Source organism: Bradyrhizobium sp. 35, from assembly GCF_023073215.1.
In the GTDB taxonomy this organism is placed as follows: Bacteria; Pseudomonadota; Alphaproteobacteria; order Rhizobiales; family Xanthobacteraceae; genus Bradyrhizobium; species Bradyrhizobium canariense_D.
The window spans coordinates 96,024-122,828 of record NZ_JADPJC010000058.1 but is presented as its reverse complement, the minus strand read 5'-3'; the positions used below and the strand labels follow the sequence as shown (position 1 = coordinate 122,828).

General features: G+C 64.7%; 22 protein-coding genes and 1 pseudogene. 14 read left to right on the top strand and 9 right to left on the bottom strand.

Translation table 11 applies throughout. The annotated features are described in order from the left end of the window. The first annotated feature begins 344 nt into the window (after window positions 1-344). The 3 genes and pseudogenes from IVB36_RS13565 (at window position 345) to IVB36_RS13555 (ending at window position 2,741) form a co-directional block, all read left to right on the top strand. On the top strand, window positions 345-1,475 hold the full coding sequence (locus IVB36_RS13565; RefSeq protein ID WP_085352624.1) for a site-specific DNA-methyltransferase: 1,131 nt from the start codon (window positions 345-347) through the stop codon (window positions 1,473-1,475). A gap of 121 nt (window positions 1,476-1,596) precedes the next feature. Continuing rightward, a complete protein-coding gene (locus IVB36_RS13560) occupies window positions 1,597-1,923 on the top strand; it encodes a hypothetical protein (RefSeq protein WP_018454920.1) in 327 nt (108 codons plus the stop codon). A gap of 132 nt (window positions 1,924-2,055) precedes the next feature. Beyond that, window positions 2,056-2,741, top strand: a pseudogene (locus tag IVB36_RS13555) (glutathione S-transferase family protein). Between the two features lie 59 nt (window positions 2,742-2,800). On the opposite strand, the gene IVB36_RS13550 reads toward IVB36_RS13555, so the two are convergent. Together IVB36_RS13550 and IVB36_RS13545 are read right to left on the bottom strand one after the other, a co-directional pair. Beyond that, the gene (locus IVB36_RS13550) at window positions 2,801-4,810 is read right to left on the bottom strand and encodes a methyl-accepting chemotaxis protein (RefSeq protein WP_247372686.1); all 2,010 of its coding nucleotides are present in this window, start codon (window positions 4,808-4,810) and stop codon (window positions 2,801-2,803) included. Between the two features lie 340 nt (window positions 4,811-5,150). Next, window positions 5,151-5,594 carry a nuclear transport factor 2 family protein gene (locus IVB36_RS13545; RefSeq protein WP_018454923.1) on the bottom strand — a complete coding sequence of 148 codons (444 nt, stop codon included), beginning with the start codon at window positions 5,592-5,594 and terminating at the stop codon, window positions 5,151-5,153. A 90-nt stretch (window positions 5,595-5,684) separates the two neighbouring features. On the opposite strand from IVB36_RS13545, the gene IVB36_RS13540 reads away from it, so the two are divergent. Further along, window positions 5,685-6,605, top strand: coding sequence for a LysR family transcriptional regulator (locus IVB36_RS13540; protein WP_204513844.1), 921 nt, complete (start codon window positions 5,685-5,687; stop codon window positions 6,603-6,605). 199 nt (window positions 6,606-6,804) lie between these two features. Here the strand turns inward: IVB36_RS13540 and IVB36_RS13535 are convergent, their stop codons facing one another. Further along, window positions 6,805-7,425, bottom strand: coding sequence for a glutathione S-transferase family protein (locus IVB36_RS13535; protein ID WP_085352629.1), 621 nt, complete (start codon window positions 7,423-7,425; stop codon window positions 6,805-6,807). 128 nt (window positions 7,426-7,553) lie between these two features. Here IVB36_RS13535 and IVB36_RS13530 point away from each other — a divergent pair, with 128 nt between their 5' ends. After that, window positions 7,554-8,831: a flavin-dependent oxidoreductase gene (locus tag IVB36_RS13530; protein ID WP_085361332.1), complete on the top strand. Its 1,278-nt coding sequence runs from the start codon at window positions 7,554-7,556 to the stop codon at window positions 8,829-8,831. Between the two features lie 206 nt (window positions 8,832-9,037). Here IVB36_RS13530 and IVB36_RS13525 read toward each other — a convergent pair whose 3' ends face one another. Both IVB36_RS13525 and mutY read right to left on the bottom strand, forming a co-directional pair. After that, window positions 9,038-9,460 (bottom strand): PaaI family thioesterase, encoded by a 423-nt coding sequence (locus IVB36_RS13525; protein WP_247372684.1) that lies wholly within the window; start codon window positions 9,458-9,460, stop codon window positions 9,038-9,040. A 52-nt stretch (window positions 9,461-9,512) separates the two neighbouring features. Continuing rightward, window positions 9,513-10,628, bottom strand: coding sequence for an A/G-specific adenine glycosylase (gene mutY, locus IVB36_RS13520; RefSeq protein WP_018454928.1), 1,116 nt, complete (start codon window positions 10,626-10,628; stop codon window positions 9,513-9,515). Between the two features lie 122 nt (window positions 10,629-10,750). On the opposite strand from mutY, the gene IVB36_RS13515 reads away from it, so the two are divergent. The 9 genes from IVB36_RS13515 to IVB36_RS13475 all read left to right on the top strand — a co-directional run bounded on the left by IVB36_RS13515 (window position 10,751) and on the right by IVB36_RS13475 (window position 20,855). Further along, a complete protein-coding gene (locus IVB36_RS13515) occupies window positions 10,751-11,245 on the top strand; it encodes a DciA family protein (RefSeq protein ID WP_085352633.1) in 495 nt (164 codons plus the stop codon). A gap of 127 nt (window positions 11,246-11,372) precedes the next feature. Then, the gene (locus IVB36_RS13510; protein ID WP_027516417.1) at window positions 11,373-12,047 is read left to right on the top strand and encodes a DsbA family protein; all 675 of its coding nucleotides are present in this window, start codon (window positions 11,373-11,375) and stop codon (window positions 12,045-12,047) included. 217 nt (window positions 12,048-12,264) lie between these two features. Then, window positions 12,265-15,729: a chromosome segregation protein SMC gene (gene smc, locus IVB36_RS13505; RefSeq protein WP_204513841.1), complete on the top strand. Its 3,465-nt coding sequence runs from the start codon at window positions 12,265-12,267 to the stop codon at window positions 15,727-15,729. A gap of 60 nt (window positions 15,730-15,789) precedes the next feature. Beyond that, window positions 15,790-16,770, top strand: coding sequence for a small ribosomal subunit Rsm22 family protein (locus IVB36_RS13500; RefSeq protein ID WP_247372679.1), 981 nt, complete (start codon window positions 15,790-15,792; stop codon window positions 16,768-16,770). 138 nt (window positions 16,771-16,908) lie between these two features. Further along, complete coding sequence (locus tag IVB36_RS13495) at window positions 16,909-17,469, top strand: LemA family protein (protein WP_085352637.1); 561 nt, start codon at window positions 16,909-16,911, stop codon at window positions 17,467-17,469. 32 nt (window positions 17,470-17,501) lie between these two features. After that, a complete protein-coding gene (locus tag IVB36_RS13490; protein WP_204513839.1) occupies window positions 17,502-18,746 on the top strand; it encodes a M48 family metallopeptidase in 1,245 nt (414 codons plus the stop codon). Window positions 18,747-18,951: 205 nt separating this feature from the next. Next, the gene (locus IVB36_RS13485; protein ID WP_018454934.1) at window positions 18,952-19,707 is read left to right on the top strand and encodes a hypothetical protein; all 756 of its coding nucleotides are present in this window, start codon (window positions 18,952-18,954) and stop codon (window positions 19,705-19,707) included. A gap of 60 nt (window positions 19,708-19,767) precedes the next feature. Then, complete coding sequence (locus tag IVB36_RS13480) at window positions 19,768-20,436, top strand: hypothetical protein (protein ID WP_204513838.1); 669 nt, start codon at window positions 19,768-19,770, stop codon at window positions 20,434-20,436. 86 nt (window positions 20,437-20,522) lie between these two features. After that, window positions 20,523-20,855, top strand: coding sequence for a GIY-YIG nuclease family protein (locus tag IVB36_RS13475; protein WP_204513837.1), 333 nt, complete (start codon window positions 20,523-20,525; stop codon window positions 20,853-20,855). Window positions 20,856-20,878: 23 nt separating this feature from the next. On the opposite strand, the gene IVB36_RS13470 is transcribed toward IVB36_RS13475, so the two are convergent. The 4 genes from IVB36_RS13470 to fbcH all read right to left on the bottom strand — a co-directional run bounded on the left by IVB36_RS13470 (window position 20,879) and on the right by fbcH (window position 26,799). Further along, window positions 20,879-21,418, bottom strand: a complete 540-nt coding sequence (locus IVB36_RS13470) for an adenine phosphoribosyltransferase (RefSeq protein ID WP_007595035.1) — start codon at window positions 21,416-21,418, stop codon at window positions 20,879-20,881. A gap of 12 nt (window positions 21,419-21,430) precedes the next feature. Beyond that, window positions 21,431-23,593 (bottom strand): anthranilate synthase component I, encoded by a 2,163-nt coding sequence (locus tag IVB36_RS13465; protein ID WP_204513836.1) that lies wholly within the window; start codon window positions 23,591-23,593, stop codon window positions 21,431-21,433. A 314-nt stretch (window positions 23,594-23,907) separates the two neighbouring features. After that, entirely contained in the window at window positions 23,908-24,582 is a 675-nt protein-coding gene (locus IVB36_RS13460; protein WP_008134159.1) for a dienelactone hydrolase family protein, read from the bottom strand. 144 nt (window positions 24,583-24,726) lie between these two features. Then, a complete protein-coding gene (fbcH, locus tag IVB36_RS13455) occupies window positions 24,727-26,799 on the bottom strand; it encodes a cytochrome b/c1 (RefSeq protein ID WP_247391670.1) in 2,073 nt (690 codons plus the stop codon). Between the last annotated feature and the right edge of the window lie 6 nt (window positions 26,800-26,805).

Sequence of the window (26,805 nt, the reverse complement as noted above, 5' to 3'; positions counted from 1 at the left end):
CCACATACGTTTCCGTTGCGTTAATCAATATCCCGCTCGGCAATTATTGCCTAGTGCGACAGCATGGCAATGCCAGCAATTTTTTCCGGGCATCGAGCAATTTTTTCCGAGAGGAATTTTGAGTCTTTTTGCGCTCCGATCACAGCCGCAACGCGAAGAAACGCGAAATACACTGCAAAACATGGAGAATGCGCGGAGCGAGCCGCGTGCAAGGCGCGATGTGAGGGCTGTTCACGAAAGCCACGGGTTAAGTCGATTTTTACTTTGCCGCTTCAATGTAACGGTCAGTCGGTTGTTTGGTCCCGCGTCGCCGACAGCGTCGCCTGAGTCAGAGTTCTTGAGTCATGGTAGAGTCGCGTCGCGGGGCGTCTGCAAGGGCGCCCCGCACAAATTTTGAGTCTCCTTCGCACAGCATCGTCCTCGGCGATTGCGTCGCCGAGATGTCGAAGCTTCAGGCTGGTTCGGTCGACCTGGTGTTCGCCGATCCACCCTACAATCTCCAGCTTAAGGGCGATCTCAAGCGCCCCGACGAATCTCATGTCGATGCGGTCGACGACGACTGGGACAAGTTCGATTCGTTCTCCGCCTATGACGATTTCACCCGCGCCTGGCTGCTCGCCGCCCGCCGCGCGATGAAGCCGTCGGCGACGATCTGGGTGATCGGCTCCTATCACAACATCTTCCGCGTCGGCGCGATCATGCAGGACCTCGGCTTCTGGCTGCTGAACGACATCGTCTGGCGCAAGACCAACCCGATGCCGAATTTCCGCGGCCGCCGCTTCACCAATGCGCACGAGACCATGATCTGGGCCGCGCGGGACGAGAAGGCCAAGGGCTACACGTTCAACTACGAGGCGCTGAAGGCCGCCAACGAGGACGTGCAGGCACGGTCCGACTGGCTGATCCCGCTTTGCACCGGCGAGGAGCGCCTCAAGGGCGCCGACGGCAAGAAAGTGCACCCGACGCAGAAACCGGAAGGCCTGCTGGCGCGCGTGCTGCTGTCGTCCTCCAAACCCGGCGATCTCGTGATCGATCCCTTCAATGGCACCGGCACCACCGGCGCGGTCGCAAAGCGCCTCGGCCGCTCCTATATCGGCTTCGAGCGCGACAAGACCTATGCGAAAGCGGCCGAAGCGCGCATCGCCGCGATCGAGCCGCTTCCGGAGGCAAGCCTCGCCCCGTTCATGACGGCGCGCGAAGCGCCGCGTGTGGCGTTCTCCGAGCTGATCGAGCGTGGCATGATCATGCCCGGCACCAAGCTGTTCGACGCGAAGAAGAAACTCGGCGCGCTGGTGCGTGCCGACGGCGCCATCATGTTCGGGGACAAGGTCGGCTCCATCCACCGCATGGGCGCAGTGGCGCAGGGCGCGCAAGCCTGCAACGGCTGGACCTTCTGGCACATCGAGACCAAGAAGGGTCTTAAGCTGATCGACGAGCTGCGCGCCGAGATCCGCGCCGGCATGGCGGCGGGGTAGCCTTCCTTTCGTCGTCCCGGAGCGCGCCTCCTGGCGCGGCCCCGGAATGACGAGACTGGTTGAATACAGCGGCCGGCGGGACTAGATTGACCGCCTACGCCCCGTCTTGACCGGTCGAGCCATGCGACGACAGTCCGAGACATTGCTGCTGGTGCCGCTGCTGCCGATCTTTCTGGTCGGCATGTTTCCGATGTTCCTGATCGCGCTGCTGGGATTTTTCGGCCTCGCCTTGTTCGGCGTGCTCGTGGTCTGTGTCGGGCTCGCCAGCAGCAACGAGGCCCACGACAGCTTCAATCACGACGTCATCGTTCACGGCTACGCGCGCGGATCGGAGCGCGCGGCGCGGGCCTCCGACATGCATATCGCTACCCGGCTCGGGTTGCGCCTGGAGGTCGTGGGCGCGGCCATGGTCATTACGGCGGCGATCGGCCTTTGTTACGCCGGCTGATCTGCGTGACGCGCAGACGCCGCCCGGCAAACTCGCCGGTTGCCCTCCCCGATAAGGTTCAGGCAAGACAAGGCCGCTTGCGGACATGTTGCTGACTCCACTCTCAGCCAACAAACACAGGGGAGATGCCCGATGCTCAAATTCTATTTCAACGGTTCGCCGAACCCGACCAAGGTCGCGCTTTATCTCGAAGAGGCCGGCCTGCCCTTCGAGCCGGTGAAGATCGACACCCGCACGGGCGAGCAGTTCACGCCGGACTACCTGAAGATCAATCCGAACGGCAAGGTGCCGGCGATCGACGACAACGGCACCATCGTGTTCGATTCCAACGCCATCCTGCTATATCTCGCCGAGAAGACCGGCAAATTCCTGCCGGCCGCCAATGTTCGCGGCGAGATGCTGTCATGGCTGATGTTCGTCGCCACCGGCGTCGGGCCGTATTCGGGCCAGGCCGTGCACTTCAAGCATTTTGCGCCGAAAGACCAGAACCACGACTACGCGCATACCGCTATCAGTTCGAGACCGATCGCCATTACAAGATTCTCGACGGCCACCTCAAAGGCCGCCGCTATATGGTCGGCGACAGCTATTCGATCGTCGACATGGCGCTGTGGGGGTGGGCGCGGATGGTGCCGTTCAAGCTCGGCGACGATGCCTTCGCGCGATACCCGAACGTGAAGCGGCTGGTGGACGAGATCTCGGCGCGGCCTGCGGCGACGCGCGCGATCGCGCTGAAGGACAAGTTCACCTTCAAGGCGGAAATGGACGACGAGGCGCGCAGCAACATGTTCAAGCACATGACGACGAAAGTCGCCTGATCGTCTCAGGTCACAATGCGAGGCCACGCGCATGCGCGTGGCCTTTTGCTTCTTGAGGCTCAGGCGGCGTGGACCGAGCTCAGGAAGTTGGCGACTTCCTGCTTCAAGCGATTGCTGTCGGCCGACAGCGAGCGTGCCGCCGAGAGCACCTGCGAAGACGCCGAGCCGGTCTCGGACGCCCCGCGCTGCACGTCGCCGATGTTGGACGACACGAGTTGCGTGCCTTGGGCCGCCTGCTGGACGTTGCGGGAGATCTCCTGCGTCGCCGCACCCTGCTCCTCCACGGCGGCGGCGACCGTCGACGAGATCTCCGACAGCCGCTCGATGGTGCCGCTGATTTCCCTGATCGAGCCGACCGACTCCTCCGTCGCAGCCTGGATGCCCGAGACCTGCTGGGCGATCTCACCGGTGGCCCTCGCGGTCTGCTCGGCGAGCGCCTTGACCTCCGAGGCGACTACGGCGAAGCCGCGGCCGGCTTCACCCGCGCGCGCCGCCTCGATGGTGGCGTTCAGCGCCAGGAGGTTGGTCTGGCCGGCGATGGTGCTGATCAGCTCGACCACGTCGCCGATGCGGGCTGCAGCCTTGGAGAGCTCGCTGACGCGCGCGTTGGTCTTGCTCACCTGACCGACGGCTTCGCCCGCTATGCGCGCCGATTCCTGCACCTGGCGCGCGATCTCCGTCACCGAGGAGGACAACTCCTCGGTCGCGGAGGCGACCGCCTGCACATTGGCCGAGGCTTCCTGGGAGGCGGATTGCACTTCGGTGGAGAGATCCTGAGCGCGCCTCGCGGTCGCGGTCAGGGTGCCGGCCGAGCCCTCGAGCTCGTGCGATGCCGAGGATACGGTATCGACGATCTCGCCCACCGCCTGCTCGAACTGGCTGGCGAGCCGGGCCATGTCGGCCTTGCGGCTCTCGGCCTGCCGGGCCTCGGTTGCGGTCTGCTCTTGGCGCAGCCGTTCGGTCTCGATCATGTTTGTCTTGAAGACGTCGATCGCCTTGGCCATGTCGCCGATCTCGTCGACCTTGCCGCGCGAGGGGATCTCGACGGCGAGATTGCCGCCGGCAAGCAGCCCCATTGCGCGCGTCATCGAGGTCAGCGGCCGCACGATGCTGCGGGCGGTCAGGAAGGCGACGATCAGTCCGAACAGGACGGCGAGGCCGCCCGCGATCTCCTGCAGCGAGGTCGTGCCGTCGATCACAGCATCGGCCGCGGTGCGCGAATCCTTGTAATCCGTCTTCAAGGCGGTTTCCGCGACCTTGAGCTTGGCGATGCTCGCGGAGATGAGCGGTGCGAGATCCTTGTGGTAGATCTCGTCGGACCGCAGCATCGCCGCAGAGGTGGTTTCGAACGCGGATTTGTAGATACCGAGAGCGGTCTTCACTGGCGTCAAAGACGAGCGAAGGTCCGCCGCCTGCGGGCTCCTTTCGACGGCCGCCAGCCGCTGCACCGCCCTGTCGACATTGGTTCTGAAGGCGGTGGGCCCGTTGGCGTCGCGCAGGGCGAGGAAGCGCCAGTTCGCGATTCGAACCAGCAGGACCCGGGACTCGAGGTCCGCGACGAGCGACACCGTGTCGTCGTCGGCGGCGGCACGGGCCACATCGACCAGCTTGGCCATCTTGACGGTCAGCTCTTCGCCACTCGGCAACAGCGTCGCCTTGCCGGTCCGCGCCTCGTTGACGGCGTCGCCGAGACTGTCACGCAGGCTTTTCATTTTGGCGATGTCGGCGATCAGATCGTCGTAGAGCTTCCGCCGCTCCTCCGAGAGGGTGCCCTTTGCTCCCAGCTGCAACAGCCCGGTCGCCGCGGCCTCTCGCTCGGCAGCCTCCCGCATCGCAGGCTCGTTGGCGTCGTAAATGTAGCGCAGATTGGCCCGCTGGATGGCCTGAAGATGGGTCGATATCTCCAGGACGCGCGCCGTGCTGTCCGACAACGCGGAGAGTTTTGCGACCTGATCCTGGACGGATCGCAAATTCCAGATGGCGACCACCGCCATCACAAGACCAACCGCCACCAAGGCCATGAAACCTGCGTACAGGCGTCCCCTGATCCGCAAACGAAAACTCGGCATTCCCACTGTCCACCCAGATGCATGTCAATTCGAGCGGCCGGCCTAATCCGGCGATCGTCACCGGCCACTCTGGCAGCCGCGCGTCGCGTTGTTCGCGACCCACGCTGCACCGCGACACAATGGGGGACACTCGTTAATTGAACCTTCAAATTTTTCGCGCGCGCATCCGTCGGATGGTACAACATCTGCTGATTTTATCGGCAGGTGAGCAAGGTTTTAGCGAGAAGCCCGCAGCGGCATGCAGGCCGCTGCAGCTGGTCCGGCCTGCGCCAGACCAACACGCCCCTCGCCGACCGCGGCGGACGGCACCGGTCGACGGAGGCGACGCTGCTCGATCCGCTCAGCTCGCGGCCCTCACGGCCGTTTGTGGAAACGGACCAAGGGCCTTCTCGGTCAGCACCGAGTCGCAATATTCCCGGATCTCCTTGATCTTGCCGTCCTCGAGACGAAACACGAGACAATAGTCGTTGTCGTAGCGCACGCCTTCTGGCGTGACATTGTCGCCCTTTGCTTCGATGACGACGATATCGCCGTCGGCGATGAAGCGATGAGCGACCGTCCGCGTCCGGTCGACAAGGCGGGTCCGCACATAGCCGTGCAGATCGTTGAGGATCGCCTGTTTGCCCGAAAAGGTGCGCGACCAGGAATACTGGCCGGTCACGATCCATTTGGCGTCGTCGGCAAGACTTTCGGTGAACAAGCCACGGTCGCGCGCAGCCGGATCGGGGCTGGCGGCGGCTGCAAAGATATCCTGCATCAGTTTCTTGTTGGCGCTCGCGCTCATGGCGGCATCTCCTTTGGTGAGAACACGGAAATCATCGCCGCCGGTGCTAAATTCTTCAAATCGATAGTGGATATGATATCTATTCGCCTCATGAATTTGAATTCGCTCGACCTCAATCTCCTGACCGCGCTCGACGCGCTGCTGCGCGAGGCCAGCGTCAGCCGCGCCGCATTGCGGATCGGGCTGTCGCAGCCGGCGGCGAGTCATGCGCTCCAGCGTCTGCGCGACATCCTTGGCGATCCGCTCTTGGTACGCACAGGCGCGCGGATGGAGTTGACGCCGCGGGCGCAAGCCTTGCGCGCGCCGCTGGCGCAGGCGCTCGACCAGGTGCGCGGGCTGTTCGTATCGGATGAATTCGATGCGGCGCGCAGCGAGCGGCAATTCCGACTGATGATGCCGGACCTCGCGGTCGAGCTGTTGATGCCGCCCTTGATGGAAAAGGTGACGCAGGCCGCCCCCAACGTCCGCATCGACGTGGTGCCGTGGCGAGGACCGGCTATTTTCCACGCCGAGTTCGCCCGCACCATCGATCTCGTGATCTCGATCGGCAACGCCTTCAAGGGATTTCACCGCCAGTTGCTTTACACCGACAGCGACGCGCTGGCGGTGCGGCGCGGCCACCCCGTGGCTGCGAAGCTGAAGCGGCGCGAGACGTTCCTGGCTGCACGCCATGTCGGCGTAATCATCCGCGGCCAGCCGGAGGACCTCATCGACACTTGGCTGGGCACCAAGGGCATAGACCGGCATATCGCTCTCGTCGTCCCGGGTTATCTCGAAGCGCTGCACGTCGCCGCCCGTACCGACCTCGTCGCCTTCGTGCCGCGCCGGTTGATCGCGGCGCTGTCCAAGCAGCTCGGCCTCGTCACGGTGACGCCGCCGCTCGACCCCGGCATCGATGAGCAGTTCATGTTCTACCCGACCCGCGCGCAGATGGATCCAGGCTCGATCTGGCTCAGGCGGCTGATGCTGGAGACGGGACGGGATTTGGAGAAGAAAGGGCGCGCTGGATAGGACGCAACTTCAAAGCAAATGGTGTCGTCCCGGACAAGCGCAGCGAAGCGGAGCGCCGATCCGGGACCCATAACCACAGGACGTGGTTTGGCGAAGACTCGTGATTGTCAGCTTGCGTCACAACTTCTCCCTGTGGTTATGGGTCCCGGGTCTGCGCTGACGCTTGCCCGGCACGACAGGGGAATATATTGCCGCGCTCCTACGCCTTCTGCGCGTCCATCACCTTGCGCACGGCGGGGCGGTCGGACATGCGCTTGAAATGATCGGCGATCTTCGGCGTCGCGTTGATGTCGACGCTGTCGCCTTCGAGCCAGGTCGACAGGGTGTAGAGATAAGGATCGCAGATCGTGAACTGCTCGCCCATCACCCAGGGCCCCTTGTACATCTTCTGCTCGATCAGGGCGAAGCAGGCGCCCATGGTCTTCGGGATCATCGCCTTCATGTCGGCGAACGAGCTCTCTTCGCTCGCCCAGCGTGCGCCGCGCATCTTGTGGGCATGGTTGATGTGCACGGTCGAGCAGAGGTAGGAGTTGAACGACTGGACCTGGGCGAAGTCGAAGGGATCGTCGAGCGGCGCGAGCTTCGCCTTGGGGAAGGTCTGCGCGAGATAGGCGAGCATCGCCGGGGTCTCGGTCAAAACGCCGCGATCGGTCACCAGCGCGGGGACGCGGCCTTTCGGGTTGATCGCGAGGTACTCCACGCTGTTCTGCTGGTTGTCCTTGAAGCTCAGCCGCTCCGCCGCGTAGTCGGCGCCGGCTTCTTCCAGGGTGATGTAGGTGGCGAGCGCGCAGGTGCCGGTGGCGTAGTAGAGCTTGAGCATGTCGGACCTCATGGGAAAGCCGGAAGGTAACGGCTGCGGGCCCCGAGGTCCATAGCACGAACCTCTCTTCGCAGTTGCCCACCGGCGCCCGGCTGTGCCAAGACGCCCCGAGTTGGAGGGGCTTTCCCATGACCGTACTCATCGCCGGTGGCGGCATCGGCGGGCTGACGCTTGCGCTCAGCCTGCACGGAGTCGGCGTTCCCGTGAAAGTGTTCGAGAGCGCCGCCGAACTGCGGCCGCTCGGTGTCGGCATCAACGTGCTGCCGCACGCGGTGCGCGAGCTGATCGAGCTCGGGCTGATGGACAAGCTCGATGCCAGGGGCGTGCGCACCCGCGAGCTTGCCTATTTCTCCAAGCACGGCAAGCCGATCTGGAGCGAGCCGCGCGGGCTGGAGGCCGGCTATAAATGGCCGCAGTTTTCGATCCATCGCGGCACGCTCCAGCAATTGCTGCTCGACACCGCCATCGAGCGCCTCGGCCGCGACAACATCCTCACCAGCCATCATCTGACCGGCTGGAGCGAAACCGCCGACGGCGTGCGCGCCGATTTCGTCGACAAGGCCACCGGCAAGGCCGCGGGGACTTACGACGGCACGATCCTGATCGCCGCGGACGGCATCCATTCCGCCGCGCGAGAAAAACTCTATCCCGACGAAGGCCCGCCGATCTGGAACGGCCGCATCCTGTGGCGCGGCGTCACGCCCGCAAAAGCCTTCCTCAGCGGCCGCACCATGATCATGGCCGGTCACGAGATCCTGAAATTCGTCTGCTATCCGATCTCGAAGGAACCGGACGCCGCGGGCAACCATCTGATCAACTGGGTTGCCGAGCGCCACATGCCGCCGACCTATCAATGGCGGCGCGAGGACTATAACCGCACCGCGCGGCTGGAGGAGTTCTTACCCTGGTTCGAGAGCTGGCAGTTCGACTGGCTCGACGTGCCCGGCCTGATCAAGAACTGCCCGCACGCCTATGAATATCCGCTGGTCGACCGCGATCCGGTATCGCAATGGACTTTCGGCCGCGTCACGCTGATGGGCGACGCCGCACATCCAATGTATCCGATCGGATCCAACGGCGCCTCGCAGGCGATCCTCGATGCGCGCACCATCACGCGCGAGATCCTGGCGCACGGCCCGACGCAAGCGGCCCTGCTCGCCTATGAGGCCGAGCGGCGGCCTGCAACCACCAGTCTCGTCCTGCTCAACCGCAAGAACGGCCCCGAGCAGGTGATGCAGCTGGTCGAGGAGCGCGCGCCCGACGGCTACAAGGTCGTCACTGACGTGCTGTCGCAACAGGAGCTCGAGGATGTTGCCGCCAATTACAAGCGCGTCGCCGGCTTCCAGGTGGAAGCGCTGAATGCGAAGCCGCCGATCGTGAGCAAGGACGCGCGCGCGACGAAATGAGTATTCGCACGAAGCGAGACGCACGTTGATGCGCCCTCGCCCCTTGCGGGAGAGGGCAGCGACGCCGCTAGACGCAAGCTCACTCGGGTGAGGGGTCTGTCTCCGCGAGTCTAACTCTCATTTGAACTCGCCGAGACAAACCCCTCATCCGGCGCTTCGCGCCACCTTCTCCCGCAAGGGGAGAAGGAAAAAAGACTGCCCGGCAGCTATTTGCCCACCACCCTCGCCGCCTCCAGCAGCCGCTCGCTCGCCGTCGCCGTCGCCAGCAGCGTTCCGTCCTCTGCCATCAGCTTTGCCTCGACGAACGCAATCGTCTTGCCGAGCTGCGTCACCTTGGCCTCGCCGATGATCGGTCCGGGCTTTGCGGGCGCCAGGAAATTCACGGTCATGCTGATGGTGGTGGTGTAGAGCCTGCCCTCGCTCATCACCAGCACGGCGGGGCCCATCGTGTCGTCGAGCATGGCCGAGAGCATGCCGCCCTGGATGAAGCCGGCCGGATTGCAGAACTCCGGCTTGCCGTCGAAGGCGAGCTTGATCCAGCCTTCCCTGGGTCGGGCATCGAGCAGGCGCCACCCCAATAGCTCGGCACAGGGCGGCCTGGGAAAGTTGTCGAGCGCGGTGTTGATCATGCGAGCCTCCGTTGCCTACCACAGCTAACGCAGGCCTGCTGCCAGCATTTTGTCAGCAGGATGGGCTGCTAGGGTCCAATCCATGCGCAATCACCTTACGCATGACGTTGGGCAATGCTTCATCGGCGAGCGTGGCGATCGGCACCCAGCGCATGCTGGCGGGTGCCCGCGTCCGCGCTTCCACCCTCGCCGTGTAGACCACCAGTTCCAGCGGAAAATGCGTGAAGACGTGGGTGACCACGCCGACCTTGCGCTGCCAGCGCGACAGCCCCTTCAACTCGGGCGCCTGCCGTTTTGCCTTGGCGTCGTCCTGCCCGGCCAGCCAGTCCGACCCCGGTACTTCGGTCATGCCGCCGAGCAACCCCTTTTCGGGACGGGTGCGGACGAGAAGCTCGTCGCCGCGCGTGACAACGAAAGCGGCGCCGCGCCGTAGCGCGCCGCTCTTCTTCGCGGCCTTGCGCGGAAACGTGTCCTGCGTTCCCAGCGCGCGCGCCGTGCAGCCCTCGTTCAGCGGGCATAGCGAGCAGGCCGGCTTTTTCGGCGTGCAGATCGAGGCGCCCAGATCCATCAGCGCCTGCGCGCTATCACCGGCGCGAGAATCGGCAAGCAGCGTCGCAGCCAACTCCTGAATCAGCGGCTTGGCCTGCGGGAGCTCTTCCTCAACTGCAAAGAGCCGCGAGACCACGCGCTCGATATTGCCGTCGACCGGCATGGTGCGTCGATCGAACGCTATCGCCGCGATCGCTGCCGCCGTATAGGGCCCGACGCCCGGCAGCGCGCGCAGACGCACTTCGGTGTCGGGAAAGGTGCCGCCATGCTCGCGCGTCACCGCGACCGCGCAGGCATGGAGATTACGGGCGCGAGAATAATAGCCCAGCCCGGCCCACATCCGCAGCACGTCCTCCTGCGAGGCCCGTCCGAGCGCGGTGACATCAGGCCAGCGCGAGACGAATTTTTCGAAATAGGGCCCGACCGCCTTCACTGTGGTCTGCTGCAGCATGATCTCGGACAGCCAGACGCGGTAAGGGTCGGATGCTTCGCCGGGCGGAGCCCGCCAGGGTAATCGGCGGCGGTGGCGGTCATACCATTGGAGCAGCGCGAGCGGACGCGATGGGGTCTCCGGCGGAACTGGTTCCGATTTCGCCTTGAGGGCGGATTTGGGGCTCATGTCCGCACTGTAACGGCAATGCGTCGATCTCTCCACGTCGTGCCCACGCTTGTCGCGGGCATCCACGTTTTTCTTCGCGGTGAAGAGCCTGCGGCCGACGCCCCGGAGTGCTATAAGGTCCCATGTCCAAGCTTCGCCCCATCAAACCCGGTCCCCTCAGCGCCAAGCCGCTGTCGCTCCTGCTCAACGACGTCTTCGCCGAGGCCTATGCCAAGCAGGGATTTGCCGCGCGCGAGCTGGTGACGCGGTGGGCGCAGATTGCCGGACCGGAGATCGCGGCCCACGCCGAGCCACTGAAGATGCAATGGCCGCGGCCGGTCGAGGGCCAGCCGCAGGAGCCGGCGACGCTGGTGCTGCGGGTCGAGGGGCCGATGGCGCTCGAGATCCAGCACTCCGCCGATGTGATCCTGCAGCGGGTCAATCGCTTCTTCGGCTGGAGCGCGGTCGGCAAGCTGGCCTTCCGCCAGGCTCCGCTATCGCGCGCCCGCCGGCCGACCCGGCCCGGCCCGCCGGACGCCAAATCGGTGGCCGAAGTGGCTGAGCGCCTGGGCGACATCGAAGATGAACAATTGAAGTCGGCGCTGGCGCGCCTCGGGGCCGCCATCAAGCGAAATTGAGCCTTATTCTGCGGCCAAACTGGACCTGTCCTGGCCGCTCGCCATTGCCTCAAACGACGTTTCAAGCTAGCGACAGGCCGCCTGAACGGGAATTTCGGGCGAGACCACGCCAATCCGGGAGCCGACCTTGATCATCACCCGCCGCGCCTTCACCTCGATGCTGTCGCTGACCGGGCTTGCCGCGCTCGCCGGGTTCTCGCCGCTGCGGTTCATCTCCGATGCCATGATCCCTGAAGCCATGGCGCAGCCGGCGGCTGGCGACGTGGCCAAGCCGGTGTCGCTGCCCGACATGGCGCTCGGCCCGAAGGACGCCGCCGTCACCATCACCGAATACGCCTCGATGACCTGCCCGCATTGCGCGGCCTTCAACGAGCAAGTGTTTCCCAAGATCAAGTCGGAATACATCGACACCGGCAAGGTGCGTTACGTCTTCCGCGAGTTCCCGCTCGACATCAAAGCCGCCGCCGGCTCGATGCTGTCGCGCTGCATCGCCAATGGCGACGCGCCGAAATACTTTGCCGTCACCGACATGCTGTTCCGCCAGCAGAACGATTGGGTCGTGAAGAACACCACGGAGACCCTGACGCGGATCGGCAAGCAGGCCGGTCTCACCCAGCAGCAGGTCGAGGCCTGCCTGAAGGACCAGGCGCTGCTCGACAAGATCGCCGCCGACCAGAAGTATGCCAGCGACGTTCTGAAGGTCGATTCGACGCCGACGTTCTTCGTCAACGGCGAGAAGATCAAGGGCGAGACCTCGTTCGAGGAATTCGCCAAGAAGATCAATCCGCTGCTCAAGAGCTGATTCGCACGGCACAATCCTGATTCGCATCTCGATAGCCGTATCTTTCCCGGCACAAATCCCTTGGGAAAAGCGGCTTTCGCCGGTTGCCCTCGCAGCCCACCGCGGCCATTGTCCAGCCGCATGAGGCGCCTCGCGCGACTCGCCCGGATACCGACATTGCCTTCCATGGTATTGTCCCGGCAGGGGGATTCGCGCCTGCCAACAGAGATGCGTGCTTATGAAAATCACCCGCCTGCGCCTTCACGGCTTCAAGTCCTTCGTTGAGGCCACCGACTTTGTCATCGAGCCCGGCCTGACAGGCGTGGTCGGCCCCAACGGCTGCGGCAAGTCGAATCTCGTCGAGGCGCTGCGCTGGGCGATGGGCGAGACCTCCTACAAGTCGCTGCGCGCCGCCGACATGGACGCGGTGATCTTCGCCGGCTCCGGCAATCGCCCCGCGCGCAACCACGCCGAAGTGACGATGACGATCGACAATTCCGATCGCACAGCGCCGGCGGCGATGAACGACAGCCAGCTTCTGGAAATTTCCCGCCGCATCGAGCGCGAAGCCGGTTCGGTCTACCGCATCAACGGCCGCGACGTGCGCGCCCGCGACGTGCAGATTCTGTTCGCCGACGCCGCCACCGGCGCGCGCTCGCCGGCCCTGGTCCACCAGGGCAAGATCGGCGAGATCATTCAGGCCAAGCCCGAGCAGCGCCGCCGCGTGCTGGAAGACGCCGCCGGCGTCGCCGGCCTGCACGCCCGCCGCCACGAAGCCGAGCTGCGGCTCAAAGCGGCTGAAACAAACCTCACCCGCGTCGAGGACGTGATCGGCCAGCTCGCGGGGCAAATGGAAGGCCTCAAGAAGCAGGCCCGCCAGGCCGTGCGCTATCGCGAAGTTGCGGCCAAGGTCCGCAAGGCCGAGGCAACCCTGTTCCATCTGCGCTGGATCGGCGCCCATGCCGACGTCAACGAATCCGGCCAGACCCACGATCTCGCGGTTCGCGAGATGGCCGAGCGGACCCAGCACCAGGCCGAGGCCGCTCGCATCCAGGCGATTCGCGCCGCCGAAATGCCGGCGCTGCGCGATGCCGAAGCGCGCGCCGCAGCGGGGCTGCAGCGCCTGACCAACGCCCGCGAGCTGCTCGATCGCGAGGAAGAGCGCGCCAAGGAGCGCGTCGCGGAACTCGAGCGGCGCCTCGCGCAGTTCGAAGGCGACATCTCGCGCGCCCAGCAGCAGACCATGGACGCCGATATCGCGCTGCAGCGCCTCGACGCCGAAGATGCCGAGCTGAAGGAAGAGATCAAGTCGCGCGTTGAGAAGCGCTCCGGCGTCGACGAGCGTGTCGCCGAAGCCGAGGCGGTGCTGACCGAAACCGAGCAGCAGTTCGCCGAGCTCACCACCGCGCTCGCAGACCTCACCGCCAAGCGCAACCAACTCGAAGCCAACGTTCGCACCCACCGCGACAAGCTCGCCCGGCTCGACCAGGAGATTTCGAACGTCGCGGCGGAAGAGCAGAAGCTCACCGAGGAGACCGGCGGCTTCGGCGATCTCGACGAGCTGACCGCGACGGTCGAGAGCGCCGAGCAGACGCTGGCGGCCTCGGAAGCCGCCGCTCAGGCCAGTGAAGCCGCGCACGTCGCCGCGCGGCAGACGCTGGAATCCTCGCGCTCGCCGCTCGTCGAAGCCGACAAGCGCGTGCAGCGGCTCGATACCGAGGCGCGCACGATCTCCAAGATCCTGAACGGCGAGACCAAGAATCTGTGGCCGCCGATCATCGACGGCATCACCGTCGACAAGGGATTCGAAAAAGCGATCGGCGCAGCCCTCGGCGACGATCTCGACGCCCCGGTCGATCCGTCCGCGCCGATGCGCTGGACCAATTCCGGCGTCACCGACGGCGATCCGGAACTCCCCGAAGGCGTGGTGCCGCTCGCCAACCACGTGCAGGCCCCGGCCGAGCTGACTCGCCGCCTGGCGCAGATCGGCGTGGTGCCGCGCGAGCGCGGCGCCGAGTTGGTCTCGCATCTCAAGACCGGCCAGCGGCTGGTCTCGCCCGAAGGCGACGTCTGGCGCTGGGATGGTTTTGTCGCAGCCGCCCACGCGCCGACCGGCGCAGCACGGCGGCTTGCCGAGCGCGCCCGCCTCATCGATATCGAAAACGACCTGGAGCAGGCCCGCATCGACGCGCAGATCAAGCGCCAGGCGCTGGAGAACGCCGAGGCCGAGCTGCAGATGGCCGCCAGCACCGAAGGTGCGAGCCGCGAAGCCTGGCGCGCCGCGCAACGCGAGCTCAACGTCGCGCGCGAACGCCATGCTACGGTCGAACGCGAGATCAGCCGCCATGCCGCGCGCAAGGCGACGCTGTCGGAAGCGCACAGCCGTCTGGCCGCCGACCGCGCCGAGGCCGAAGCCGCCTACGAATACGCCGAAGCGGGGATCTCCGAGCTGCCGTCGAGCGAGGACACCGAAACCCGTCTCGCCGCCGTCCGCAGCGACATCGAAGGCCATCGCCGCATGGCCGCTCAGGTCCGCGCCGAGGCACAGGCGCTGGCGCGCGAAGCCGAGCTGGCCGACCGCCGCGTGCAGGCGATCCTCGCCGAACGAACCGAGTGGCAGAACCGCAAGGAGAGCGCGGCCTCCCACATCGACACCATCCAGGCCCGTATCGCCGAAGTCTCGATCGAGCGCAGCGATCTCGAGAACGCGCCAGCCGTGTTCGCAGAGAAGCGCAGCGCGCTGATCACCGAGATCGAATACGCCGAAAACGACCGCCGCATGGCCGCCGATGCGCTCGCCAGCGCGGAAACCGCGATGGCCGAAACCGATCGCGTCGCCAAGCTGACGCTCGAGGCGCTCTCCAGCTCGCGCGAGGCCACCGCCCGCGCCGAGGAGCGCATGGAAAGCGCGCGGCGCCGACTCGATGACATCGAGCGCGAGATCCGCGACATGCTCGAAGTCGAGCCGCAGGCCGTTGCCGGGCTCGCCGAGATCGAGCCCGGCGCCGAGCTGCCGCCGCTGCACGACATCGAGGAAGACCTCGAAAAGATGCGCCGCGATCGCGAGCGCCTGGGCGCGGTCAATTTGCGCGCCGAGGAAGAGCTGCGCGAGGTCGAGACCCAGCATAATGGTCTGGTCACCGAGCGCGACGACCTCGTCGAGGCCATCAAGCGGTTGCGCCAGGGTATCCAGAGCCTCAACAAGGAAGCTCGCGAGCGGCTCCTGACCTCGTTCGAGGTCGTCAACAACCACTTCAAGCGCCTGTTCGTCGAGCTGTTCGGTGGCGGCGAAGCCGCGTTGCATTTGATCGAGAGCGATGACCCTCTTGAAGCCGGCCTCGAAATCATCGCCAAGCCGCCGGGCAAGAAGCCGCAGACGCTATCGCTGCTCTCCGGCGGTGAGCAGGCGCTGACCGCGATGGCGCTGATCTTCGCGGTGTTCCTCACCAATCCCTCGCCGATCTGCGTGCTGGACGAAGTCGACGCGCCGCTCGACGACCACAACGTCGAGCGCTATTGCAACCTGTTGCACGAGATGACCGCCTCGACCGACACGCGCTTCATCATCATCACCCACAACCCGATCACGATGGCGCGGATGAACCGCCTGTTCGGCGTCACCATGGCCGAACGCGGGGTCTCGCAACTGGTGTCGGTGAACCTGCAAGAGGCGGTGGACATTCTCGACCAGAACGTGGCGTGAGTCCGCTCCCGTCACGCACCTATTGACGTCGTCATCCGCGCAAGCGGATGATGACCACGAATGATGATCTCACCCACCCTCCCCGCCGAACTGAAAGCGGCCCTCGACGGCAAGCTCCAGGGGTTCTCGCGCGCCGACGCTGCGCAGCGATCGCAGAAAATCTCGACCACCTATCGTGCAGGGGGCGGCTCCGGCACGATCAAATCCGAGGCCGATGCGCTCGCCTATGCGCTCGCGAGGATGCCGGCGACCTACGCTGCGGTGGCGGCAAGTCTGAATGCGCTGACCGAGGTCGCACCGGACCTCGGTCCGGAAACGCTGCTCGACGTCGGCGCAGGTCCGGGCACCGCGAGCTGGGCCGCTGCGGAAGCTTTTCCGTCGCTGCAATCCTTCACCCTGCTCGATGCCAACGCCACGCTGAGCCGTCTCGCGCTCGAACTGGCGCGCGACAGCACGCGTCTGGCGAATTGCCGCTATCTGCCGGGCGATGCCGGCGCGAACCTCGCTGAGGTTTCGCAAGCCGATCTCGTCGTCGCGAGCTATGTCATCGGCGAGCTCAGCGAGGGCGATCAACGCAAGCTCGCGGAAGCGATGTGGGCGAAAGCGCGCCACGTGCTGGTCGTGATCGAGCCCGGCACGCCCGCCGGCTACGCCCGCATCCTCACCTTGCGCCAGCAACTGATCGCGGCGGGCGCCTATGTCGCCGCACCCTGCCCGCACGAAAAGCCGTGTCCGCTGACGGCGCCCGACTGGTGCCATTTCTCCCAGCGCTTGCCGCGCTCGCAGGCTCACCGCCAAATCAAGGGCGCCGAGGTGCCGTTCGAGGACGAGCGATTCATCTACGTGGCGCTAACCCGTAGGCCTCCCGCCACCCGCGCCGCGCGCGTGTTGGCGCCGCCGGATCTCGGCAAGCCCGAGATCACGGCAAAGCTCTGCACCGAGCAAGGCGTCGAACTCGCCAAGGTCCCACGGCGGGACAAGGTCGCCTATGCAAGCGCCCGCCGCTGGCGCTGGGGTGATGCCATCCTGTCCGAAAGTTAACCTGCTCCGGCGCTTTCGCCTTGAACTGGGATAGTCCCTCATCCGACCAAGTCTTACCTCTCTTCTGTACCGGGCTCTCGCTCGGCGCCAATTTGGTCTACCCTAGCGCCCGCCTTCTTCCCCCTTCAGGAGTTCTCCATGTCGACCGGCTGGATCGTTCTCGGCGTTATCGTCGTCCTCGTGTTCTTTGCCTTCGCCGCCTACAATCGGCTGGTGGCGCTGGGCCAGCGCGTCGGCCAGGCCTTTGCCGACGTCGACGTGCAGCTCAAGCAGCGCCACGATCTGATCCCGAACCTGGTCGAGACGGTGAAGGGCTATGCCTCGCATGAGCGCGGCACGCTCGACGACGTCATCAAGGCGCGCAATTCGGCGATGTCGGCGCAGGGACCGGCGCAGGTGTCCGCGGCCGAGACCCAGCTCTCCGGCGCGCTCGGCCGACTGATCGCGCTGTCGGAGGCCTATCCCGACCTCAAGGCCAACGCCAATTTCCAGCAGCTCGCCAGCGAGCTGTCCGATCTCGAGAACAAGATCGCGGCCAGCCGACGCTTCTTCAACAGCGCGGTCCAGGAATACAACACCGGCATCCAGCAGATGCCGGCAGCCTTGTTCGCCGGCATGTTCGGCTTCACCAAAAAGGACTTCTTCGATCTCGGCGCCAGCCGCACCGAGGTCGAGGCCACGCCGCAGGTGAAATTCTGAGTTGAGCCGATAGGCCGGCAGGGCATCGCGTCATGGCCGCGTATGGTCTCTACACGCACATCGCCTCGAACAAGTTTCGTTCGATGCTCCTGCTCGCCGGTCTGTTCGCGCTGGTCTACGTGCTGGTCTATGCCGGCGCGCTGATCGCCGAAGTCGTCATCAATGGCGACGAGACCGTCCTCCATTATCTGAGACGCGCCTTCTATGATCTGAAAGTCGCCGCACCGGTTGCGACCGTCGTGGCAGCGACCTGGATCGTGATCGCCTATTTCTTCCACCAGTCGATGATCGATGCGGTGACCGGCGGCCACGACGTCACCCGGCAGGAGCAGCCGCGGCTCTATAATCTGCTTGAAAATCTCTGCATCTCGCGCGGCATCACGATGCCGAAGCTGAAGATCATGGAAAGCCCGGCGCTGAACGCGTTCGCGACCGGCCTCAACCCGCGGCAATATTCGGTCACCGTCACCACCGGTCTCCTCAATGCGCTGGACGACCAGGAAATCGAGGCGGTGCTGGGTCACGAGCTGACCCATATCAAGAACGGCGACGTGCAGCTCATGGTGGTCGCCGTCATCATCGCGGGCGTGGTCGGATTCTTCGGCGAACTGTTCTTCCGCCTGTTCACGAATTTCAGCTGGAGCTCCGGCTCCGGCGGCTCGTGGTCGTCGGGCTCCTCCTCGTCACGATCGTCCTCGTCGTCGAGCGACAGCAAGAGTTCGGGCGGCGGCGCGGTGATCGTCATCATCATCGCGGTCGTGCTGATCGTGGTGGCCTGGCTGTTGTCTCAGGTGGTGAAGCTCGCGCTGTCGCGCTCGCGCGAATATCTCGCGGACGCAGGCTCCGTCGAGCTGACGAAAAACCCGGACGCCATGATCTCGGCACTGCGCAAGATCGAGAACCGCGGCGAGCTGCCGGGCGCAACCTCGGCAGTGATGGAGCTCTGCGTCGACAATCCGCGCGAGGGTTTTGCCGATTTGTTCGCGACCCACCCCTCGGTGCAGTCGCGGGTCGACGCGTTGGTCAAGTTCGCCGACGGCCATGATCCCGGCCCGCTGCCGCTTTCCGCCGACGAGGCCGAGGAGCCAGACACGCAAGCCGACCAGCAGGGCGTCCGACCGCCACCGCGCCAGGGGCCCTGGAACGACGTAGGCGGCGCGGCCAGTCCGCCGCCCCTGCCCGCACCCAGCTCCGCCGGAACCGCCAGCAGCAACCCGATAGGCAATCGAGTAAGCAATCCCTTGGGCAATTCCTTGGGTCCTTGGGGCCGCCATTGAGCGTGATTTGACGCCATGCCCGGCAGAATTCGTCGTGCTTGGGAAAAACGTCGGGAATTGCCGTAACTGGGCCCTGCGGAATTGAATTCTCCCTTGTTTCTGCCATGTTCGCGCCCAACAGCAGACTTGGGACATGTCTGCGACATCGATTTGGGGCCCATCCGATTGCAACCTCGCGATCGGGGGCGCGCGTTAGGGGACAGCAATGGCAAAGCCGGCAGTGGTTGTGGTGGGCGCGGACAAGGGTGGGGTCGGCAAGACCACGGTGTCGCGCACCCTGCTCGATTATTTTTCCGCCAACAACGTGCCGACGCGCGCCTTCGACACCGAATCGCCGCGCGGAACCCTGAAGCGCTTCCATCCTGACATCACCGAGATCGTCGACATGACGACGACGTCGGATCAGATGAAGATCTTCGATACGCTCAACGCGACGAGCCCGTCGGTCACCGTGATCGACGTCCGGGCCGGCCTGCTCTCGCCGGCGCTCGCCTCCTTGCGCGACATCGGATTCCTCGACGCCGCCAAGGCCGGCCAGATCACCTTTGCCGTGTTCCACATCCTCGGACCCTCGATCGCCTCGCTGGACGAGATCGCCGAGACCGCGGGCTTCATGGGCGGCGCGAAATATTTCCTGGTGAAGAACTTCATCAACGATACTCAGTTCTTCCAGTGGGATCAGTCGACTTACCAATCGTATTTCAACCGCATCAAGGACGCGACCGAGCTGACCATCCCCAAGCTCAACGAAATGGCCTATGAGCAGGTCGAGGTGTCCTCCGTCCCATTCCTGAAATTCGTCGCCAACAAGGGCGTCAACGACGAGGCCGCCAACTACTCCTTCGTGCTGCGTGGTTATGTCCGACACTGGCTGGCGAACGTCTGGAGTGAGTTCGATCGGATCCGGCTGACCGATATCGTCGGCTCGACGAAATCCGGGGCCCGCAACAGCGAAAAATAGTTGCGCAAGCCGGGCGGATACGGCTGGATTGGTCGCCAAGTTCGACTGATATAGCTATCGATGCCCGCAACGCCCCTCTACATCATTTGCTCGCCCCGTCCGCAGGTCGGCAAGACCCTGCTGGCGCGGCTTTTGAGCGAATTTTTGCTGCTCAAGAACGGCAACGTCGTGGCCTTCGACGTCAACCTGAAGGAGCCGTCGCTGCTCGACTATCTGCCAACGATCACCGAGACCGCCGACGTGATCGACACCTACGGCAAGATGCAGCTGATGGATCGCGTCATCGTCGATGACGGGCTTGCCAAGGTGATCGACCTCGGCTTCCACGCCTTTGACGAGTTCTTCAAGATGACGGAGGAGATCGGCCTGTTGAAAGAGGCTGCGCGCCGCCACGTCGCGCCGATGATCCTGTTCGTCGCCGACACCGACCGCGTCTCGGCCCGCGCCCACGAGATGCTGCGCGAACAGATCCCGCGGATCAACCTGATCACGGTGGACAACGAGCACATCGTGCGCGGCGAGCTGCCGGAAGCGATGGCCGGCGGCCGGCTGCTGCGCCTGCCGGCGCTGCCCGGATTCCTGAAGACCTATATCAGCCGCCTGAATTTCTCCTTCACCGGCTATCTTCGCCAGGAGAAGGATGCCTCGACCGAGCTGCACCAATGGACCCGGCGCAATTACCTCGCCTTCCGCGAACTCGAGCTCAGCCTGATCCTGCAACGGTCCTGAATATTTTACCCGGATAATATTGACGCCGAGCGACGTTGCGGTTACTGAGTGTACGCACCATCGTTCCTCAGCAAGGCCTCTTCACCGTGAGCATCGACCGTAAAGCAGCAATCGCCGCCTATAAGGAGCGGAAGACCGTTGCCGGCATCTACGTCGTCCGCTGCGCGGCCTCGGGCGAGGCCTGGGTCGGCCAAGCCTCGAACCTCGAGACAATCCAGAATCGCATCTGGTTCTCGCTGCGCCAGGGTAGCCACACCTGCCGTAGACTCCAGACTGCGTGGAACATGCACGGTGAGGCAGGCCTGACACTCGGCGAATGCGAGCGGCTGAAAGATGAGGCGAGCGACTATGTCAGGAATGCGCTCCTCAAAGAGCGCATGCTGCATTGGCTGTCGGAGCTAACGGCCGAGCCGATCTGAACGTCGCCAGCCGTGCCGTGCCCTCAGTGCCCCTCGAACGTCATCAGCGTGCGCACCGGCACGTCCATCGCGCGCAGCTTGGCGGCGCCGCCGAGATCGGGCAGATCGATGATGAAGCAGGCGGCGACCACATTGGCGCCGATCTGGCGCAGCAGCTTCACCGCACCTTCCGCGGTGCCGCCGGTGGCGATGAGGTCGTCGACCAGGATCACACGCTCACCCGGCTGAATGGCGTCGACATGCATCTCCATCTCGTCGATGCCGTATTCGAGAGAGTAAGCGATCCGCACGGTGGTGTGCGGCAGCTTGCCTTTTTTCCGGATCGGCACGAAGCCGGCCGAAACCTGGTGCGCCACCGCGCCACCGATGATGAAGCCGCGCGCTTCCATGCCAGCGACCTTGTCGATCTTGTTGCCGGCCCAGGGATTGACGAGTTCGTCGACCGCACGGCGGAACGCACGCGCATCTGCGAGCAACGTGGTGATGTCGCGGAACAAGATCCCGGGTTTCGGATAGTCCGGGATGGTGCGGACGCTCGCCTTCAGATCATGGTCAAAAGTCATGGTGCCTCTCAATCAGCGCGACGCATCCAGGCGGAACGCGTTCTCGACAATTCGTAAGCCCACCTCGCCGCTCAGCGACATCAGCGATTCCGGATGGAATTGCACGCCGGCGACCGGCAGGGTCTTGTGCTCGAGCGCCATGGCGACGCCGTCCTCGGTGCTGGCGGTGACGGATAGCACCTCCGGCATGCTGTCGCGCTCGACATACAGCGAGTGATAGCGGCCAATGACGATCTCGTTCGGCAGATTGCGCATCAGCCGCCCGCCACGTACCTGAACCCGCGAGGGCCGGCCATGGGCGGGATGCGTGAGCTGCCCGAGCTCGCCGCCGAAATACTCGCCGATCGCCTGGACGCCGAGGCAGACGCCGAACACCGGCAGCTTGTCCTCCAGCGCCGCGTCGATGGTCTTCTTGATCCCAAAATCCTCGGGCCTGCCCGGCCCTGGCGACAGCACCAGCAAATCCCACCGCTTCTGCTTGAGCATGTCGAGCGCATGCACATGGCGGACCACGGTGACGTCGGCGCCGACCTGGCGGAAGTAATCGGCCAGCATATGGACGAAGCTGTCGTCATGGTCGATCAGCAGCACCCTCTTGCCGCTTCCGGTCGCATCGGGCGCAAAGGCCGACAGCGGCTTCGGCGGATCACCGCGCAGCGCCTGGAATAGGGCGGCGGCCTTGACCTGGCATTCGCGGTCCTCGGCGGCGGGATCGGAGTCGAACAGACAGGTGGCGCCGACACGCACTTCCGCGAGGCCCTCCTTCATCCGGATGGTCCGGATGGTGAGGCCGGTGTTGATGCTGCCGTCGAAATTCACCGCCCCGATCGCGCCGGCATACCAGCGGCGGGGCGAGCGCTCGTGATCCTCGACGAACTGCATCGCCCAGAGTTTTGGTGCGCCAGTGACGGTGACGGCCCAGGCGTGGGTGAGAAAGGCGTCGAGCGCATCGAAGCCGGGACGCAGCATGCCTTCGACATGGTCGACGGTGTGGAACAGTTTTGAATAGGTCTCGATCTGCCGGCGCGCCAGCACCTTGATGGTGCCGGGAACGCAGACGCGCGCCTTGTCGTTGCGGTCGACGTCGGTGCACATGTTGAGCTCGAACTCGTCCTTCTCGGAGTTCAGGAGCTGGCGGATCTGCTCGGCATCGCCGATCGCATCGGTACCGCGCGCGATCGTCCCCGAGATCGGGCAGGTCTCGACCCGGCGTCCGTCCGAGCGCACGAACATTTCCGGAGAGGCCGAGACGAGAAATTCGCCCTCGCCGAGATTCATCAGCGCGCCGTAGGGCGACGGATTGATGACACAGAGCCGCTGGAACACTTCCGCCGGCGAGCGGTCGCAGGGCTCGGCGAAGAGCTGCCCCGGCACCGCCTCGAACAGATCGCCACGCGCAAAGGCAGCGCGCGCGGTCTCGACAGTGGCCTGATATTCGCCGGGGGCGTGATCGGCAAAACCCTGGCGCGGTGTCTTGAGGTAGGGGCTCTCGGCGGTCTCGTGCGGCAGGCCCGCGGTGGACTTGCCCTTCCACGCGAAATCGTATGTGAGCACGACGCCGCGGCCGGTGGCGCGGTCATAGGCGAGCAGGCGATCGGGGACGTAGAGCACGATGTCGCGCTGGTCGCTCTCGCGCGCGCGCTTCTGCACGAGGTCCTCGATCTGGAACACGAGATCGTAGGCGAAGGCGCCGAACAGGCCGAGCACGCCGTCGTCATTGGCGGAGAAAGCGGCGACGAGATCGCGCACCAGCGACATCACGCTGGCGCGCCGCGTGCGCTGGTCTTCGTCGATCGGGGCTTCGCCGCGGATGATATGACCGGCAAGGCGCGTCGGCGTCGTCTCGGAGATCACGACGCAGGGTTCGCGCAAGACGTCGGCGAGGAAGGCGATCAGCACCTCCCCGCGCGCGTTCAGCGCTTCCAGCTTGAAATTGACGCCGGTGGTCTCGAGCTTGAGCGGCGGATCGGAGAAGCCGAGGTCAAAACTCTCGTAGCGGCCGGGCACGGTCGTGCCCGACGACAGCACCACGCCGCGGCGGCGGTCGAGCAGGCTGACGAGATCGTCGAGCCGGTTGGCGCCGCCGGAAAACTGTTCCGCCACGCGCGTGATCGCAAGCCCCGCGCGGGTCACGTAGTCGCTTCGAGCCGGAAGGGCAAAGACGGTCCTGTTCATGGGGTCCTCTTACGAAACTTGTCGAGGGAACGCCACACAGGACAAACGATCAGGCCGCCGCACTGCGTGGGCGACCTCAGACGATTTTGGGAGAATAAATCGCACCGGCCACCTCTCAGGAGGTGCGCCACCAAAGACGGGATGGGCGGACGGCGGTGCTCATGGGCGGATACTCACCATGGCGCGGGGACGACGTCAAGGCTGGCTGGGCTGGCTGCTCAACGCCGATCACCACAGTCGTCCCGGCGAAGGCCGGGCAATTGCGCACCAGGCCGGGGCGACACTGAAATGGTAGCGCGACTGGCGCAGCACACCTACCCCAGATGCTTCCTGAAAAACTCCGTCGCCCTGCCCCAGGCGAGCTCGGCGGCTTCCCGGTCGTGCACGGCCTGGCGCTGCTCGTTGACGAAAGCGTGCTCGGCGTCATAGCGGAACAGCTCCAGCGACTTGCCGGCGGCCTTCATGGCCTTTTCGAAACCGTTGACCAGCTCCGGCGTGCACCAATCGTCCTTGTTGGCGAAATGGGCCTGAAGCGGGATCTTGACGTCGGCGGGCTTGGCCGCCTGCTCTGGCGGGATGCCGTAGAACACCACGCCGGCGGCGAGCTCCGGCACATGCACCGCGCCGATGATGGTGACGGCGCCGCCGAGGCAGAAGCCGGTCAGGCCCACCTTGGCGCCGTTGCGCGACAGATATTGCGTGGCGCCGCGCACCGTCTGCGTGGTGGCGTCCATGAAGTCGAGCGAGTTCATCTCTTTGCCGGCGGCGTCGGTGTCGTGATACGGCACCACCTTGCCCTTGTAGAGATCTGGCGCCAGCGCATCGAAACCGGCGAGCGCGAAGCGGTCGCAGAGGCCCTTGATCTGGTCCGAAAGGCCCCACCATTCTTGGATCACCACCACGCCCGGCGCGTTGCCGCGCGCGGCATTGGCGAGATAGCCCGATGCGTCCTTGCCGTCCGGGCGCTTGAAGGTGATGGCGGTTCCCATGGTGTCCTCCGACGAGTTTTTGGGGAGCGGTTGGCGGCATTTTGGCGTTTGAGCGGGCGATAGGCAATCGCGCCTGACAACACACTCTCGTGCCCAACAAAAAAGCCCCCTTGCGGGGGCCTCTTCATTCTCGCCTCGGGCCCCTCAGTGCGAGTCTGCCCAGACCTTCTTCTTGGTGAAGTACATCAGGCCGGCGAAGATGATCAGGAAGATGAACACCTGGAAACCGAGGCGCTTGCGCGCTTCCATATGCGGTTCGGCGGTCCACATCAGGAACGTGGTGACGTCCTTGGAATACTGCGCGACAGTGGTCGGCGAGCCGTCGTCATAGGTGACCTGGCCGTCGCTGAGCGGCTTCGGCATCTTGATGGCGTGGCCCGGGAAGTACTTGTTGTAGTAGGAGCCCTCCGGGATGGTCACACCTTCGGGCGCCTTGTCCTCAAAGCCCTGGAGCAGCGCCGAGACGTAGTCCGGACCCTGCTCCTGATACTGGGTGAAGAAGTCGACGATGAACATCGGGAAGCCGCGGCCGTAGGAACGCGCCTTGGTGATCAGCGACAGATCCGGCGGCGCCGCGCCGCCGTTCGCCGCACGCGCCGCCTGCTCGTTCGGGAATGGCGAGGGGAAATAATCCGCCGGCCGGCCCGCGCGTTCGAACATGTCGCCGGCGTCGTTCGGACCATCCTTGACCTTGTAGTCGGAGGCGAAGGCTGCAGCCTGCGCGACCGAATAGCCGGGACCGCCGGCTTCCGCGAGATTGCGGAAGGCGACGTAGGACAGGCCGTGACAGTTGGCGCAGACTTCCTTGTAGACCTTCAGGCCGCGTTGCAATGCGCCGCGATCGTACTTGCCGAACGGACCGGCGAACGACCATTTGTTGCCCGGCGGCTTGTCGCTGCCTTCGGAGGCGCGCGCGCTGTCGGCTGAGCCCGCAAACAACGCGCCCGCCAGCGCAAGCACGATCGCGCTCGACACCATCGGCGTCGACCTGCTCCCGGTTTTGGCCAGGACGGCATCCGAGATCGAGTTCGGCACCGGACGCGGCTTCTCGATCCGCGAGAGCAGCGGCAGCACGATCAGGAAGTAGGCGAAATAGCAGAACGTCAGGACCCGGCCGGCGATCACATAGATGCCTTCCGGCGGCTGCGCGCCGAGATAGCCGAGCAGGATGCAGACCGCGACGAAGATCCAGAAGAACTGCTTGGCCAGCGGACGGTACTTCGACGACTTCGTCCTGGCGGCGTCGAGCCAGGGCAGGAAGCACAGGATGATGATCGCCGAGAACATCCCGATCACGCCCGCGAGCTTGTTCGGGATCGAGCGCAGGATCGCGTAGAAAGGCAGGTAATACCATTCCGGCACGATGTGCGGCGGCGTCACGCCCGGGTTCGCCGGAATGTAATTGTCGGCGTCGCCGAGATAATTCGGCATGTAGAAGATGAACCAGGCGTAGAGCAGCATGAAGCAGGAGACGCCGAACATATCCTTGATGGTTGCATGCGGCGTGAACGGAACAGTTTCCTTTTCCGTCTTGGGCTCGACGCCATCAGGGTTGTTCTGGCCGGAGACATGCAGCGCCCAGACGTGGAGCACGACGACGCCCGCGATCAGGAACGGCAGTAGATAGTGCAGCGAGAAGAAGCGGTTCAGCGTCGGGTTGCCGACCGAATAGCCGCCCCACAGGAGCGTCACGATGCTCTCGCCGACATAGGGGATGGCGGAGAACAGATTGGTGATGACGGTCGCGCCCCAGAAGCTCATCTGGCCCCACGGCAGCACGTAGCCCATGAAGCCCGTCGCCATCATCAGGAGGTAGATGATGACGCCAAGGATCCACAGCACCTCGCGCGGCTCCTTGTAGGAGCCGTAATAGAGGCCGCGCAGCATGTGGACGTAGACAGCGACGAAGAACATCGAGGCGCCGACGGCATGCATGTTGCGCAGCAGCCAGCCGTAATTGACGTCACGGACGAGCAGCTCGACCGACTTGAAGGCGAGGTCGGCATGCGGCGTGTAGTGCATCGCCAGGATCACGCCGGTCAGGATCTGGATCCCCAGCATGAAGGAGAGGATGGCGCCGAAGGTCCACCAATAGTTCAGGTTGCGCGGGGTGGGATAGACCACGAAGGAGGAGTGCATGAGGCCGAGGATCGGCAGACGTCGCTCGATCCATTGCAGGGCCGGATTGCTCGGCTGGTAGTCGGATGGTCCGCTCATGATGCG

Bases quoted from the DNA above. Each gene is read 5' to 3' on its own strand.
- IVB36_RS13530 (WP_085361332.1), top strand. From the start codon at position 7,554: ATGACCGTACTCATCGCCGGTGGCGGCATCGGCGGGCTGACGCTTGCG.
- fbcH (WP_247391670.1), bottom strand. From the start codon at position 26,799: ATGAGCGGACCATCCGACTACCAGCCGAGCAATCCGGCCCTGCAATGG.
- IVB36_RS13490 (WP_204513839.1), top strand. From the start codon at position 17,502: ATGGCCGCGTATGGTCTCTACACGCACATCGCCTCGAACAAGTTTCGT.
- IVB36_RS13500 (WP_247372679.1), top strand. From the start codon at position 15,790: ATGATGATCTCACCCACCCTCCCCGCCGAACTGAAAGCGGCCCTCGAC.
- IVB36_RS13560 (WP_018454920.1), top strand. From the start codon at position 1,597: ATGCGACGACAGTCCGAGACATTGCTGCTGGTGCCGCTGCTGCCGATC.
- IVB36_RS13470 (WP_007595035.1), bottom strand. From the start codon at position 21,418: ATGACTTTTGACCATGATCTGAAGGCGAGCGTCCGCACCATCCCGGAC.
- IVB36_RS13535 (WP_085352629.1), bottom strand. From the start codon at position 7,425: ATGCTCAAGCTCTACTACGCCACCGGCACCTGCGCGCTCGCCACCTAC.
- IVB36_RS13545 (WP_018454923.1), bottom strand. From the start codon at position 5,594: ATGAGCGCGAGCGCCAACAAGAAACTGATGCAGGATATCTTTGCAGCC.
- IVB36_RS13540 (WP_204513844.1), top strand. From the start codon at position 5,685: ATGAATTTGAATTCGCTCGACCTCAATCTCCTGACCGCGCTCGACGCG.
- IVB36_RS13465 (WP_204513836.1), bottom strand. From the start codon at position 23,593: ATGAACAGGACCGTCTTTGCCCTTCCGGCTCGAAGCGACTACGTGACC.
- IVB36_RS13565 (WP_085352624.1), top strand. From the start codon at position 345: ATGGTAGAGTCGCGTCGCGGGGCGTCTGCAAGGGCGCCCCGCACAAAT.
- IVB36_RS13485 (WP_018454934.1), top strand. From the start codon at position 18,952: ATGGCAAAGCCGGCAGTGGTTGTGGTGGGCGCGGACAAGGGTGGGGTC.
- mutY (WP_018454928.1), bottom strand. From the start codon at position 10,628: ATGAGCCCCAAATCCGCCCTCAAGGCGAAATCGGAACCAGTTCCGCCG.
- IVB36_RS13460 (WP_008134159.1), bottom strand. From the start codon at position 24,582: ATGGGAACCGCCATCACCTTCAAGCGCCCGGACGGCAAGGACGCATCG.
- IVB36_RS13515 (WP_085352633.1), top strand. From the start codon at position 10,751: ATGTCCAAGCTTCGCCCCATCAAACCCGGTCCCCTCAGCGCCAAGCCG.
- IVB36_RS13480 (WP_204513838.1), top strand. From the start codon at position 19,768: ATGCCCGCAACGCCCCTCTACATCATTTGCTCGCCCCGTCCGCAGGTC.
- IVB36_RS13525 (WP_247372684.1), bottom strand. From the start codon at position 9,460: ATGATCAACACCGCGCTCGACAACTTTCCCAGGCCGCCCTGTGCCGAG.
- IVB36_RS13495 (WP_085352637.1), top strand. From the start codon at position 16,909: ATGTCGACCGGCTGGATCGTTCTCGGCGTTATCGTCGTCCTCGTGTTC.
- smc (WP_204513841.1), top strand. From the start codon at position 12,265: ATGAAAATCACCCGCCTGCGCCTTCACGGCTTCAAGTCCTTCGTTGAG.
- IVB36_RS13550 (WP_247372686.1), bottom strand. From the start codon at position 4,810: ATGCCGAGTTTTCGTTTGCGGATCAGGGGACGCCTGTACGCAGGTTTC.